12 protein-coding genes are annotated in these 12,742 nt (G+C 69.2%); 7 read left to right on the top strand and 5 right to left on the bottom strand.

What is annotated here, in order from left to right:
• Positions 1 to 107: 107 nt before the first annotated feature.
• Positions 108 to 413: a WhiB family transcriptional regulator gene (locus OG555_RS02290; RefSeq protein WP_329480701.1), complete on the top strand. Its 306-nt coding sequence runs from the start codon at positions 108 to 110 to the stop codon at positions 411 to 413.
• Here the strand turns inward: OG555_RS02290 and OG555_RS02285 are convergent, their stop codons facing one another.
• Positions 414 to 1,649, bottom strand: a complete 1,236-nt coding sequence (locus OG555_RS02285) for a sodium:proton exchanger (protein ID WP_329480700.1) — start codon at positions 1,647 to 1,649, stop codon at positions 414 to 416. It abuts the gene before it with no gap.
• A 114-nt stretch (positions 1,650 to 1,763) separates the two neighbouring features.
• Between OG555_RS02285 and OG555_RS02280 the strand changes: the two genes are divergently transcribed.
• The 3 genes from OG555_RS02280 (at position 1,764) to OG555_RS02270 (ending at position 4,043) form a co-directional block, all read left to right on the top strand.
• Positions 1,764 to 2,117 carry an ArsR/SmtB family transcription factor gene (locus tag OG555_RS02280; protein WP_328518813.1) on the top strand — a complete coding sequence of 118 codons (354 nt, stop codon included), beginning with the start codon at positions 1,764 to 1,766 and terminating at the stop codon, positions 2,115 to 2,117.
• 222 nt (positions 2,118 to 2,339) lie between these two features.
• Positions 2,340 to 2,543: a hypothetical protein gene (locus OG555_RS02275; protein ID WP_329480699.1), complete on the top strand. Its 204-nt coding sequence runs from the start codon at positions 2,340 to 2,342 to the stop codon at positions 2,541 to 2,543.
• Positions 2,544 to 2,795: 252 nt separating this feature from the next.
• A complete protein-coding gene (locus OG555_RS02270) occupies positions 2,796 to 4,043 on the top strand; it encodes an IS256 family transposase (RefSeq protein WP_329475051.1) in 1,248 nt (415 codons plus the stop codon).
• A gap of 393 nt (positions 4,044 to 4,436) precedes the next feature.
• Here OG555_RS02270 and OG555_RS02265 read toward each other — a convergent pair whose 3' ends face one another.
• The 4 genes from OG555_RS02265 to OG555_RS02250 all read right to left on the bottom strand — a co-directional run bounded on the left by OG555_RS02265 (position 4,437) and on the right by OG555_RS02250 (position 9,981).
• On the bottom strand, positions 4,437 to 5,156 hold the full coding sequence (locus OG555_RS02265) for an AAA family ATPase (protein WP_329480698.1): 720 nt from the start codon (positions 5,154 to 5,156) through the stop codon (positions 4,437 to 4,439).
• A gap of 9 nt (positions 5,157 to 5,165) precedes the next feature.
• Entirely contained in the window at positions 5,166 to 5,342 is a 177-nt protein-coding gene (locus OG555_RS02260; protein WP_165554028.1) for a DUF6104 family protein, read from the bottom strand.
• Between the two features lies 1 nt (position 5,343).
• Positions 5,344 to 9,147: a multifunctional oxoglutarate decarboxylase/oxoglutarate dehydrogenase thiamine pyrophosphate-binding subunit/dihydrolipoyllysine-residue succinyltransferase subunit gene (locus tag OG555_RS02255; protein ID WP_329480697.1), complete on the bottom strand. Its 3,804-nt coding sequence runs from the start codon at positions 9,145 to 9,147 to the stop codon at positions 5,344 to 5,346.
• A 426-nt stretch (positions 9,148 to 9,573) separates the two neighbouring features.
• Positions 9,574 to 9,981, bottom strand: coding sequence for a DUF3052 domain-containing protein (locus OG555_RS02250; protein WP_329480696.1), 408 nt, complete (start codon positions 9,979 to 9,981; stop codon positions 9,574 to 9,576).
• Positions 9,982 to 10,011: 30 nt separating this feature from the next.
• Here OG555_RS02250 and OG555_RS02245 point away from each other — a divergent pair, with 30 nt between their 5' ends.
• The 3 genes from OG555_RS02245 (at position 10,012) to OG555_RS02235 (ending at position 12,639) form a co-directional block, all read left to right on the top strand.
• The gene (locus OG555_RS02245) at positions 10,012 to 10,683 is read left to right on the top strand and encodes a FadR/GntR family transcriptional regulator (RefSeq protein ID WP_329480695.1); all 672 of its coding nucleotides are present in this window, start codon (positions 10,012 to 10,014) and stop codon (positions 10,681 to 10,683) included.
• Between the two features lie 14 nt (positions 10,684 to 10,697).
• Positions 10,698 to 10,907: a DUF6343 family protein gene (locus tag OG555_RS02240; protein WP_329480694.1), complete on the top strand. Its 210-nt coding sequence runs from the start codon at positions 10,698 to 10,700 to the stop codon at positions 10,905 to 10,907.
• Positions 10,908 to 11,058: 151 nt separating this feature from the next.
• Positions 11,059 to 12,639 carry an ABC-F family ATP-binding cassette domain-containing protein gene (locus tag OG555_RS02235; protein ID WP_329480693.1) on the top strand — a complete coding sequence of 527 codons (1,581 nt, stop codon included), beginning with the start codon at positions 11,059 to 11,061 and terminating at the stop codon, positions 12,637 to 12,639.
• Positions 12,640 to 12,742 lie beyond the last annotated feature (103 nt).

The raw sequence follows: 12,742 nt of genomic DNA, 5'->3' as shown, positions 1-12,742 counted from the left end.
TGAAACATGGGCGTCGCACCGGGGCAACGAGGCTGGCTCAGTCTGGTCCTACCGCGAGAAACCCCCGCGGTTTCGATCCGCCCGATCGATGAGGAGCAGGAGTGCCCATGAGGCCGACCTTGACGGTGATCGCCGACCCCGCCGACCGTTGGATGACCCAGGCCGCCTGCGTCGGCCAGGCGCCGGCGTACGACGAGACCGCCAGCCAGTGGGAGCAGCGCAAGGCCCAGGCGGTCTGCCTGACGTCGTGCCCGGTGCTGGAGGAATGCCGTGAGTGGGCCCGCCGGACCAAGTTCACCGGTACGGCTGCCGGCGAGAAGTTCCTCTACGGCCGCCGTCGCGGCCGCCCGGGCCCGCAGGAGCGCCGCCGCACCAACCCGATGGTCGAGGTCGAAGAGCAGCAGGCCAGCTGATCAGGCGTTGAGGAGCTCGTCGGCGCGGTCCGCGTCGGCGGGCTTTCCTGTCCGCCGGAACGGCGACCTCAGCGTCGCGACGACGTACTGGCGGTTGTGGACGACCGCGACGGTCGCCAGCACCAGGTAGATCGCACTCAGCACATACCGCCCGGTCTGACCCGGTACGGCGAACTGGACAGCGAACAGACCGAGCAGCGTCCAGGCCGCCCACCGCGGGAAGCGAAGACTCAGCAGTACGGCGAGCCCGAGCAGGGTCTGCGTGGCGGTCAGCAGGAACTCCTCGATCTGCCGTCCGTCCAGGTGCAGCGCGATCGGTCCACCGCCGACGCCGTACGCGATCGGGAGGCTGCCGATCAGCAGGGTCCACTGGTTCACCTTGGCCGAGATCAGCAGACCCAGCGCGGCCGCGCCCTTGCCCCGCCAGGCGAACAGCAGGGCGACGATGAACTCCGGCGCCTCCGAGGCCAGCGGAGCCAGCCACTGGACCAGCAGGAACTGGTCGATCCCGAGCGCCCGGCCGCCCTCGACCAGCGAGTCCGCGAACGGCTCCGCCGATGCCAGGATCACCGCCGCCGACGCCAGGAACATCCCGATCACCGTGATCCGCCGCTGCACCGTCGGCAGGCCGCCGATCGTCGCCGCCGGCCCGATCAGGTCGGGCTCGGCGTCGTGCTCGGAGATCGCCGCGCGGTACAGGTAGTAGGCGAAGAACGCGAGCAGCAGGATGCCGAGCACCAGGTGGATCTCGCCGGTGACCGGGATGACGAACGCGACCAGGCCGGCGATCGCGAGGAAGCCGAGCTCGCGGCGGTAGCCGGACTCGAGCACCAGCGCCTTGACCGTCTGCCCGCTGCGCCGGGAGGCGACGTACAGGCTGACGAGGACGACGCTGGACCAGCCGAGGCCGAGGAGCAGCCGGTTCGAGCCGGTCATGTTGGCCGCGGCGAACTGCACATAGTCAGGGTTCGAGCCGGCGGTGTGCGCGAAGTAGAGGTCGACGGCGTACTCCGGGAGTACGGCGATGACCGCCAGCAGCGCGATCGCCAGACCGCCCGAGATGTCCACCTCTGCGGCCTCCGCGGCCCAGGCCAGCACGAACGACGCGGCGACGACGGCGAGGCCGAAGACGAGGATCGACGCGAGCGCCGGCGGGTGGGTGCCGGTCAGCCGGAGGGCGACCGCGGGGATCGCCACCACGAGCAGTAGGAGCACAGGGCGGAGGGCTCGGAACATGGTTCCAGCCTGCCACCGTTTTGATACTTTCGCAATTGCGAAAGTATGAGACCGTGCTCACGACGGCTCGGCGGACTGCCGTCCGGCCCGTCCACCGGTCACAATGACTGCGCGATGACCAGATCCCCTGAACCGACGAAGGCACAGCTGGACTCCGCCGCCGGCACCTTCGCGATGCTCTCTGCCCCGGTGCGGCTGCACCTGGTGTCACTGGCGGCCCAGGGCGAGTACGACGTCGGCACGCTGGCGGAGCGGGTCGGCGTGAGTATCGCCACCGCCAGCCAGCATCTCGGCAAGCTCCGGCTGGCCGGCATCATCACCGCCCGCCGCGAAGGCCGCCGGCACATCTACACCGTCGACGACCCGCACGTGCTGAATCTGGTCGACCAGATCTTCGAGCACATCGCCCCCGACGGCACCCTGGCCCCCGACCCACCCCGACGGACCCGGCCTCCGCACACCGACTAGGTGTAGTCGGCCGTGAGGTCGGTTGCAGTCGGGTGATGGGTGGTTGGCCGTGAGATCAGTAAGCCGCCGAGTCAACGGCTCCACCGCGCGAACAACGCCAGCGATCAACCCATTGGCATCCGGAGCCCGTGGTCCAAGCGTCGGGACCCAGGCCAGAACGGCGGGCTGAGACAAGAACTGGTGGGCTTGGACAGGCTATTTGTTGTTCCCATCCCCCAGAAGATGTCCGATCCCCCGAGCGGCCGCTACCCGAGCGGCCGCTACCCGAGCGGCCGCTACCCGAGCGGCCGCTACCCGAGCGGCCGCTACCCGAGCGGCCGCTACCCGAAGGGCCGCTACCCGAGCACTCGCCCGCCGGGCGGCGTGTGCTCCGGCCCAGACACGCCGTACCACACACCGCTCTCGCAGCCGGCCCATTGCCTGTGACCGACCGTAACGGATCTGCTGACGGGTAGGCCTGGATCCGGCCATGAGGTTGGTCGCAGCCGGGTGCAGGCGGGTGAACGCGGGGCGCCTGTGGGGCGGTGCAGCGTGTGGTGGCCGGGGTTCGAGTTGAGTCCCCGATAGTGGTGTAGCGCGGTCGCCGAGTTCGTCACCGGCGTGTACGTCGGACGAAGAAGCGGCCACCGCGTGATCCTTCGAGTCAACCTTCCACAGAATCCTCGAGGACCAACCACGATGACCGCACCACATATTGTCGACCCTGCCGGCCTGCTTGGCGAAGCGCTCGCCGAGGCCTCGCCCGATCTGATGCGCAGCCTGCTGCAGTCGATCATCAACGCCCTGCTGTCGGCTGATGCCGATGCCGTCGCCGGCGCCGAGTGGGGCCGTCCCAGCCCGGGCCGTGCAGCTCAGCGCAACGGCTACCGCCACCGCGACCTGGACACCCGCGTCGGCACCATCGACGTCGCGATCCCCAAGCTGCGCAAGGGCACCTACTTCCCCGAGTGGCTGCTCGAGCGCCGTAAACGCGCCGAAGCGGCCCTGATCACGGTCGTGGCTGACTGCTACCTCGCCGGGGTGAGCACCCGGCGGATGGACAAGCTGGTCAAGACCCTCGGCATCGACTCGCTGTCGAAGTCCCAGGTGTCGCGGATGGCTGCCGACCTGGACGCGATCGTGGACGACTTCCGCCACCGTCCCCTCGACGCGTCCGGGCCGTTCACGTTCGTGGCCGCCGACGCACTGACCATGAAGGTCCGCGAGGGCGGCCGCGTGGTCAACGCCGTGGTCCTGCTGGCGACCGGAGTCAACGGCGACGGGCACCGCGAAGTGCTCGGCATGCGCGTTGCCACCAGCGAAACCGGGCCGGCGTGGAACGAGTTCTTCGCCGATCTGGTCGCCCGCGGCCTGGCCGGTGTCCGGCTCGTCACCTCCGACGCCCACGCCGGCCTGCGGGAGGCGATCGCAGCCAACCTGCCCGGCGCCAGCTGGCAGCGGTGCCGCACCCACTACGCCGCCAACCTCATGTCGATCTGCCCCAAGAGCATGTGGCCGGCGGTGAAAGCGATGCTGCACTCGGTCTACGACCAGCCCGACGCGACCGCCGTGCACGCCCAGTTCGACCGACTGCTCGACTACGTCGCCGAGAAACTCCCCGCCGTCGCCGACCACCTCGCCGCCGCCCGCGAGGACGTCCTCGCCTTCACCGCCTTCCCCAAGGACGTATGGACCCAGATCTGGTCCAACAACCCCGCCGAACGACTCAACAAGGAGATCCGCCGCCGCACCGACGCCGTCGGGATCTTCCCCAACCGCGACGCCATCGTCCGCCTCGTCGGCGCCGTCCTGGCCGAACAGACCGACGAATGGGCCGAAGGACGCCGCTACCTCGGCCTCGAGATCTTGGCCCGCTGCCGCCTCACCACCATCCCCACCACCAACCCCGAGATCGGAGCCGACGACCTGCCCGCACTCACCGCCTAACAACCGCCCAAGGATCGCGCAGCGCTACACCACCACAAGGGACTTGACCGGGGTTCGTTGGTCAGTTGCCGGCGTCTGCCCTTCGGTTGGTCGTCGTCCCGGCGGGGTAACAAATGTGCGCCAGGTGACTGGAATGTTCCCCGCCGAGCGTTGTGGCCGGTGGGCTGTGGGCGGTGGGCGGACGCCAGTGGACGGTGGCCGGTGTTCCAGATGGCCGGTTCTCGAGGGATCGGACGTCTTCTGGGGGATAGGAACAACAAATAGCCTGTCCGAGCCCACCAGTTCCTGGCCCAAGCCACGCCGGCTGGACCAGAGGCTCCCGGCGTACCCACTGGTCCTGTTTCGTTGCCGGGCCGGTCGACTCGGCCGCCACCAACCCGCCGGCCGAGTCACCTACAGGACGTGTCGCAAGTACCGCTCCGGTGCTTGCAAGTAGGACTTCCAGTTCTGGACGAGTTGGAGGTCATCCCACCTGGTTTTGCGGATGCCCCAATCGCCGACCTCGAGGATGGTGGCGCCGGGGAGCGCCGCGATCACGGGGGAGTGGGTGGCGCAAAGGACCTGGGAGCCCGACTCGGCGAGCCGGCCGAGTACACCGACCACCGCGAGGCTGCTGGAGAACGACAGGGCCGACTCGGGCTCGTCCAGGCAGTAGAAGCCCTGCCGGGTGAAGCGGTCGTTGATGAGGCTGAGGAAGCTCTCGCCGTGGCTCATCTCGTGGAAGACGGGCTCGGCACGGGCGCCCGGGTTCTGCTCCAGGTACGTGTAGAAGCCGTGCATCGTCTCGGCGCGGAGGAAGAACCCGGCCCGCTTGGCGCCGACGCCGCGGGTCAGGAGCAGGTCGTCGGCCAGTGGCGACTCGGTGGCACGGGTGGTCAGGCGCGCGCCGGTGGAACCGCCCTCGGGAGACAGACCGAACGCGACGGCGATCGCCTCGACGAGGGTGGACTTGCCGGTGCCGTTCTCGCCGACCAGGAAGGTGACGCCCGGTTGGAGCTCCAAGCCGTCGGTCAGTAGCTGGCGGACGGCCGGGATGGTGTGTGGCCAGTGGGTGGACGGGCGAATGCCCTTCGCCGCGGTCACCCGGCGTACTGGGTGATCGGCGAAGGGCATTGGCTCAGGTTAGTCGTCCTCGTCGTCCAATCGGGCCAGCCAGGTGGCGAAGCGCTCGATCGGGGTTTCGAACTCGGGGTTCAGGTCGACGAACTCGCGCAGCCGCTCGGCCACCCAGGCCAGCGTGACGTCCTCCTCGCCACGCCGGCCCTCGAGTTCCTCGATCCCTCGGTCGGTGAAGTACACGTCAGCTGAAGGCCTGCTTGAGCAGGGTCGCCTGCTCGGTGCCGTGGACGCCGTGCGAACCGACCGCCGGGGCGGACATGGCCGGCCGGGAGACCCGGTAGAACGGCTTGCCGCCGAGGTGCTCGGTCAGGTTCAGCGCCATGAACGGCCACGGGCCCTGGTTCGCGGGCTCGTCCTGGACCCAGCGGATCTCGGTCGCGTTCGGGTACTTCGCCAGCTCGGCGACGACCTCCTCGGCCGCCAGCGGGTAGAGCTGCTCGACCCGGAGGATCGCGGTGCTGATCTTGTCCGGCTCGACCTTCTTCCGCTCCGCCAGCAGGTCGTACACGATCCGGCCGGAGGCCAGGATGACGCGCTCGACGGTCGCCGGGTTCGCCTCGGCCTCGGCGTCGTTGATCACCGGCCGGAAGGTGCCATGGGTCAGGTCCTCCGGCTGCGACACCGCCTCCTTGCGCCGCAGCAGCTGCTTCGGCGTGAAGACGATCATCGGGTTGTGCTCCTCGCCGAGCGTGTGCCGGCGGAGCAGGTGGAAGTACGACGCCGGCGTCGACGGCTGCGCCACCGTCATCGCGTTCTCGGCGCAGAGCTGGAGGAACCGCTCGATCCGGGCCGAGGTGTGGTCCGGGCCCTGGCCCTCGTAGCCGTGCGGCAGCAGCAGCACGACACCGGACTTCTGGCCCCACTTCGCCTCACCGGACGAGATGTACTCGTCGATGACCGACTGCGCGCCGTTGACGAAGTCGCCGAACTGCGCCTCCCACAGCGTCAGCGCCTCCGGCCGGGCCACGGAGTACCCGTACTCGAAGCCGAGCGCGGCGTACTCACTCAGCAGCGAGTCGTAGACGTAGAAGTTCGCCTGGTTCTCGTCGAGGTTCTGCAACGGGACGTAGTCCTGCGCGTTGACCCGGTCGATGACCGCGGCGAACCGCTGCACGAAGGTGCCGCGGCGGCTGTCCTGACCGGCCAGCCGGACCGGGCGCCCGTCCAGCAACAGCGAGCCGAACGCGGTGATCTCCGCGCTGGCCCAGTCGATCGGGCCCTGGGTGATCGCGTGCGCCCGGCGCTGCAGCTGCGGCATCACCTTCGGGTGCACGGTGAAGCCCTCGGGCAGCGTGGTGTGCGCGTCGGCGATCTTCTTCAGCACCTCGGGCGTCGTCGCGGTCGCGTCCGGGCCCTCCGGCTTGTCCGGGTAGATCGGGACGGTCACGTACGGCGCCGGGGTGTCGGGCTGGCTCTTCGCCTCGCGGACCTCGGCGAAGACCCGCTCGAGGCGATGCTGGAAGTCCTGCATGGCCTGCTCGGCCTCTTCGATCGTGATGTCGCCACGGCCGATCAGGGCCTCGGTGTAGAGCTTGCGGACGGACCGCTTCTGCTCGATCAGGTCGTACATCAACGGCTGGGTGAAGCTCGGGTCGTCGCCCTCGTTGTGGCCGCGGCGGCGGTAGCAGACCAGGTCGATGACGACGTCCTTGTTGAACGCCTGGCGGTACTCGAAGGCCAGGTCGGCCACCCGGATGCACGCCTCGGGGTCGTCGCCGTTCACATGGAAGATCGGCGCCTGCACCATCCGGGCCACGTCGGTGGAGTACATCGACGAACGGGACGACGCCGGTGAGGTGGTGAAGCCGACCTGGTTGTTCACGATCACGTGGATCGTGCCGCCGGTGCGGTAGCCGCGCAGCTGCGACAGGTTCAGCGTCTCCGCCACCACGCCCTGGCCGGCGAATGCCGCGTCGCCGTGGACGAGCAACGGCAGCACCGGGAACGCGGCGCCGCGGTCCAGCAGGTCCTGCTTGGCCCGGACGATGCCCTCGAGCACCGGGTCGACCGTCTCCAGGTGGGACGGGTTCGCCGCGACCGAGACCTTGATCTTGTCGCCGAACTCGGAGACGAACTCGCCCTCGGCGCCCAGGTGGTACTTGACGTCACCGGAGCCCTGGACGGTCCGCGGGTCGATGTTGCCCTCGAACTCGCGGAAGATCTGGCCGTACGACTTGCCGACGATGTTGGCCAGGACGTTCAGCCGGCCGCGGTGCGCCATCCCGATCGCGACCTCGGACAGACCGGCGCCGGCCGCCTCCTCGCAGAGCTCGTCGAGCAGCGGGATGGTGGTCTCGGCGCCCTCCAGCGAGAACCGGCGCTGGCCGACGTACTTGGTCTGCAGGAAGGTCTCGAACGCCTCGGCCTCGTTCAGCTTGGCCAGGATCCGCAACTGCTCCTCGCGCGGCGGCTTGGTGTGCGGCCGCTCGACCCGCTCCTGGATCCACTTGCGCTGCTCGGGGTCCTGGATGTGCATGTACTCGACACCGGTGGTCCGGCAGTACGAGTCGCGCAGGATGCCGAGGATCTCGCGCAGTTTCATGAACCTCCGGTCGCCGCCGCCGAACGAGCCGGTGGCGAACTCGCGGTCCAGGTCCCACAGGGTCAGGCCGTGGGTGGCCACGTCCAGGTCCGGGTGGCTGCGCTGCTTGTACTCCAGCGGGTCGGTGTCGGCCATGATGTGGCCGCGCACCCGATAGGCGTGGATCATCTCGAGGATGCGCGCCTGCTTGGAGACGTCCTCCTCGTGGCTGTGCGGGAGGTCGGCGGCCCAGCGGATCGGCTCGTAGGGGATCCGCAGCGACTGGAAGATCTCGTCGTAGAAGCCCTCCGCGCCGAGCAGCAGCTGGTGCAGGCGGCGCAGGTACTCACCCGACTGGGCGCCCTGGATGATCCGGTGGTCGTACGTCGAGGTCAGCGTCATCACCTTGCTGACCGCGAGCTTGGCCATCGTCTCGTCGGCCGCGCCCTGGTACTCCGGCGGGTACTCCATCGCGCCGACGCCGATGATGCAGCCCTGGCCGGTCATCAGCCGCGGGACCGAGTGCTGCGTGCCGATGGTGCCGGGGTTGGTCAGGCTGATCGTGGTGCCCTGGAAGTCGGGCAGCGCCAGCTTGTTGTCCCGGGCCCGCCGGACGATGTCCTCGTAGGCCATCCAGAAGTCGGCGAACGTCATCGTCTCGGCGGCCTTGATCGACGGCACCAGCAGTTGCCGGGTGCCGTCCGGCTTCTGCATGTCGATGGCCAGGCCGAGGTTGATGTGGGCCGGCTGGACGTGCGTCGGCTTGCCGTCGGTCTCGTCGTACGACGCGTTCATCTCGGGCAGCGTCTTCAGCGCCTTCACCAGCGCCCAGCCGATCAGGTGGGTGAAGGAGACCTTGCCGCCGCGGGCGCGCTTGAGGTGGTTGTTGATGACGATGCGGTTGTCGATCAGCAGCTTGACCGGGACCTGCCGGACGCTGGTCGCGGTGGGGACCGTGAGGCTGGTCTCCATGTTCTGCGCGGTCCGCGCGGGCGCGCCGCGCATGATCTGCCGCTCGCCGTCGGAGTTGGTCGCGGGAGCCGGCTTGGGCTGGACGCTGGGCGGCTGGTTCACCGTGCCTCCGGTTGGGGCGCCGGTCCGGGCCGGCGCTTGCTTCGCTGCGGGTTGAGTCTGCGGTACGGCGGCCTGCGCAGCGGCCGGCGTGGGCTGAGCGGCCGCGGTGGTGGCCGCGGGTGCGCTGGAGGCGGGCGCGGACGGCGTCGTACCGCGGCTCGGCGCCTCAGGGGTCTTGTTGTCGGACACCGCGTCGGGCCGGGGAGCGTCGGCCGGGGTGGTGTTCACCGGCGTCGCGTCGTCACCAGGCTTGTAGGTCTTGAAGAAGTCCAACCACGCCGGATCCACCGAATTCGGGTCCTGCTGGTACTTCTCGTACAGCTCGTCGACCAGCCATTCGTTCGCACCGAAGGCTGCTAGGGGATTGGTGTCTGATGGCTCGGTGGCCACTGGGCAGTTCGCCTCTTCCGATCGGGTCCGGTACCGCGGTTGTTACTGCTGATGTTATGGGTGGTGTCCCAGGGCAAGGCTAATAGCACGCCGACCACTTCCACAGCCCGGGATCACCGGACCAGTGCGGCGAGTGGTCAGGCTCTGGCGGCTTGATCGATCGAGGCCTGAAACACCGTGCAGGCAGGTGTTTCAGCTCATCGGCCGGAGGCTCCGGAGCCGACGGCACGGTCCGGAGCCGACGGAACTGCGGGACCCCTTGCAGAGGTGGGATTTCGGCCGCTCGCCGAGGTGACGCTGAGTAGAGCATTTGAGCGCAGGTGCCCACTGTATGCAGTTGTGCGCTTGCCGGTGGTGATGATCAGGACTGCGCAGATATGTGGTCAACGTCACCCTCTGGATCAGTCCAGTTCGCCGCGACTGGGCTCACCGGTGACTCAGCCGCCGGACCAGCTTCAGGCCGGACCAGGTCGCGTCGATCGCGGCCACCTTCACGTCGACCACGCCGAGCGGCAGGGCCAGCTCGCGGATCCCGTTCTCGTCCAGGTCGGTCGGTACGCCGGACGACCGCTTCGGCCAGGCGATCCAGATCATCCCCGCGGGCACCGTCTTGCCGAGCAGCACCGGCAGGCGTCTGGTCAGCCGGCTCCGGTCCGGGCAGAAGGCCAGCACCACCTCGTACGACGTCCGGCCGGCTCGGCGGACGACCGTCGTACCGGCGGGCAGGCCCTCGATCGCGAAACCGTCCGGCGCGTTGTCCAGCAGTACGACGTGCTCCCGCTTGATGCCCAGCTTCGCCGCGAGCGGTTTGCCCGAGTAGCCCGGTGTGGTCATGAACGGATCGTAGGGCGGCATACTGACGAGATGGCGTTGACGGATGAGGCGATCGTCAAGATCAAAGGGATGATCACCTCGGGGGAATTGGGTCCAGGGGATCGACTGCCGAAGGAGGCGGATCTCGCGGCGCGGCTCGGCCTGTCGCGGAACTCGCTGCGCGAGGCGGTCAAGGCGCTGACGCTGGTGAACGTCCTGGACGTCCGGCACGGCGACGGCACGTTCGTCAGCAGTCTCGACTCGGCGCACCTGCTGGACGCGCTGAACTTCATGGTCGACCTGCATCGCGACGACTCGGTGCTGCAGTTCTTCGAGGTCCGGCGGCTGCTCGAGCCCGGGGTCGCGGCGCTGGCCGCGGTCCGGATCACCCACGAGCAGCTGACCGAGCTGCGGCTGCTCTGCAGCGACCTGACGGCGGACTCGCCGGTCGAGGATCTGGTCGCCAACGACCTGCGGTTCCATCGCGCGATCGCCGAGGCGACCGGGAACCAGGTCGTGTGCTCGCTGCTCGACGGCATCTCCGGTGCGACCCAGCGGGCCCGGATCTGGCGCGGGGTCACCCAGGCCGGCGCGGTCGAGCGGACGCTGTCGGAGCACGCCGCGATCCTGGACGCGATCGAGATCGGTGACGCCGAGGCGGCCCGGGCCTGGATGACCGCGCACATCGCCGGCGTCGAGACCTGGCTCCGCAAAGCACCCTGAGGTACTCCGGTGGCATGGCCTTCGAACCGGCGCCGCCCCGCAGTGCGCTGACGCTGCGCCTGGTCCTCGCGTCGTTCGGTCTGGCGCTGTGGATCGCGGCGGCCGTGCTGGCCGTCGTCTTCGACCTGCCGGTCGGCTGGGTGGTCGCGTTCGGTGCGCTCGCGGTGGTCGCGCTGGTCGACCTGCTGATCGTTGCCTGGCGCAAGCGCCGGGAAAACGGTTGAACCCGGCCGGGAGTGCCGCCTACCCTTGGTGATGTCCCATTCCCGACGTCAGGGGTCCGCGTTGTAGCTCCGAGGTCTTCTCTTCAGCCGATCGATCGCCACCCGTCCTGGTGTGCGATCTCGTCCGAGACCTCTTCTGGAGTTCACGCACATGAGTTTTTCCCTGTCCTGTACGGACCTCTTCTTCGCCTGGCCGGACGGCGACGTCCTGTTCGACGGGCTCACCTTCGTCGCCGGACCCGTGCGGTCCGGGCTGGTCGGCCGCAACGGCGCCGGCAAGTCGACGTTGCTCCGGCTCATCGCCGGGCGGCTCACTCCGCAGCGCGGGTCGATCCGGGTCAGCGGTGAGCTCGGGTACCTGCCGCAGGATCTGACCCTCGACACCGGCCTGCGGGTCGATCAGGCGCTCGGCATCGAGGCCGTCCGCCGCGCCATCACCGCGATCGAGTCCGGTGACGCCTCGGAGGAGAACTTCGCGATCGTCGGCGACGACTGGGATGTCGACGAACGGGCCGAGGCGCTGCTCGGCAAGCTCGGCCTCGGCGCGATCGACCTCGACCGGAGCGTCGGTGAGCTGTCCGGCGGCGAGACGATCCTGCTCGGCCTGGCCGCTGAGCTGCTGCGGCGTCCCGACGTACTGCTGCTCGACGAGCCGACCAACAACCTCGACCTGCGGGCGCGGAGGCATCTGTACGACGCGGTCGAGCAGTTCCGTGGTGCGTTGGTCATCGTCAGCCACGACCGCGAGTTGCTGGACCGGGTCGACCAGATCGGCGAGCTGCGCAAGGGCGACGTCGCCTGGTACGGCGGGAACCTCACCGCCTACGAGGAGGCGGTGGCGATCGAGCAGGAGGCGGCCGAGCGGATGCTGCGGTCGGCCGAGGCCGACGTCCGCAAGCAGCGGCGTGACCTGATCGAGGCGCGGATGAAGATGGACCAGCGCCGGGCTCGCGGACAGCGGGCGTTCGAGCAGGGCGGGATCCCGAAGATCGTCGCGGGTGGGCTGAAGCGGGCGGCGCAGGTGTCGGCCGGGAAGCACCTCGGGATGCAGTCCGAGCGGCTCGACTCGGCGCGGGAGGCGCTGGCCGACGCGGAGGAGCTCGTCCACGACGACGACACGATCCGCGTCGACCTGCCGAAGACCGCCGTACCCGCGGGCCGGGTGGTGCTGCGGCTCGAGGATCACGTGCTGCGGACCGGGGCGCAGGTGGACCTGGAGATCCGCGGGCCGGAGCGGATCGCGCTGACCGGGCCGAATGGCGCGGGCAAGACGACGCTGCTGCAGTCGATCACGAGCGGCGGGTTGCCGGAGGTGCCGTTCCGGTACCTGCCGCAGCGGCTGGATCTGCTCCGGGACGACCTGTCGATTGTCGACAACCTCGCGTTGCTGGCCCCGAGCACGGAGAACCAGGAGCGGCGGTCGCGGATGGCCCGCTTCCTCTTCCGCGGGCGCGCGGCCGATCAGCTGGTCAGCACGCTGTCCGGTGGCGAGCGCTTCCGGGCGACGCTGGCGGCGCTGCTGCTGGCGGAGCCCCCACCGCAGTTGCTGATGCTGGACGAGCCGACCAATAACCTGGACCTGGCCAGCGTCGCCCAGCTCCGCGACGCCCTCGCGTCGTACAACGGTGCCCTGATCATCGCCAGCCACGACCTCCCGTTCCTGCGCGAGATCGGCATCACCCGCTGGGTCGAACTGACCCCGGACACGCTGACCGACATCGATCCGCTGTAGTCGGACTCAGGCCAGGAGGTTGGCCGGGGTGCGACTCTCAGAGGACGGGCTGTCGTCGGGGGTTGAGACAGGTAGTGGTGGGCTGGGACAGGTCATTCCCTGT

Origin of the sequence: Kribbella sp. NBC_01484, from assembly GCF_036227145.1 — a bacterium.
Lineage (GTDB): Bacteria > Actinomycetota > Actinomycetes > Propionibacteriales > Kribbellaceae > Kribbella.
The sequence above is the reverse complement of the archived record's forward strand: the minus strand, read 5'-3'. Positions and strand labels throughout refer to the sequence as shown.

Coding starts and splice junctions, on each gene's coding strand:
- OG555_RS02290 (WP_329480701.1), top strand. CDS start 108: ATGAGGCCGACCTTGACGGTGATCGCCGACCCCGCCGACCGTTGGATG.
- OG555_RS02285 (WP_329480700.1), bottom strand. CDS start 1,649: ATGTTCCGAGCCCTCCGCCCTGTGCTCCTACTGCTCGTGGTGGCGATC.
- OG555_RS02280 (WP_328518813.1), top strand. CDS start 1,764: ATGACCAGATCCCCTGAACCGACGAAGGCACAGCTGGACTCCGCCGCC.
- OG555_RS02275 (WP_329480699.1), top strand. CDS start 2,340: ATGTCCGATCCCCCGAGCGGCCGCTACCCGAGCGGCCGCTACCCGAGC.
- OG555_RS02270 (WP_329475051.1), top strand. CDS start 2,796: ATGACCGCACCACATATTGTCGACCCTGCCGGCCTGCTTGGCGAAGCG.
- OG555_RS02265 (WP_329480698.1), bottom strand. CDS start 5,156: ATGCCCTTCGCCGATCACCCAGTACGCCGGGTGACCGCGGCGAAGGGC.
- OG555_RS02250 (WP_329480696.1), bottom strand. CDS start 9,981: ATGACCACACCGGGCTACTCGGGCAAACCGCTCGCGGCGAAGCTGGGC.
- OG555_RS02245 (WP_329480695.1), top strand. CDS start 10,012: ATGGCGTTGACGGATGAGGCGATCGTCAAGATCAAAGGGATGATCACC.
- OG555_RS02240 (WP_329480694.1), top strand. CDS start 10,698: ATGGCCTTCGAACCGGCGCCGCCCCGCAGTGCGCTGACGCTGCGCCTG.
- OG555_RS02235 (WP_329480693.1), top strand. CDS start 11,059: ATGAGTTTTTCCCTGTCCTGTACGGACCTCTTCTTCGCCTGGCCGGAC.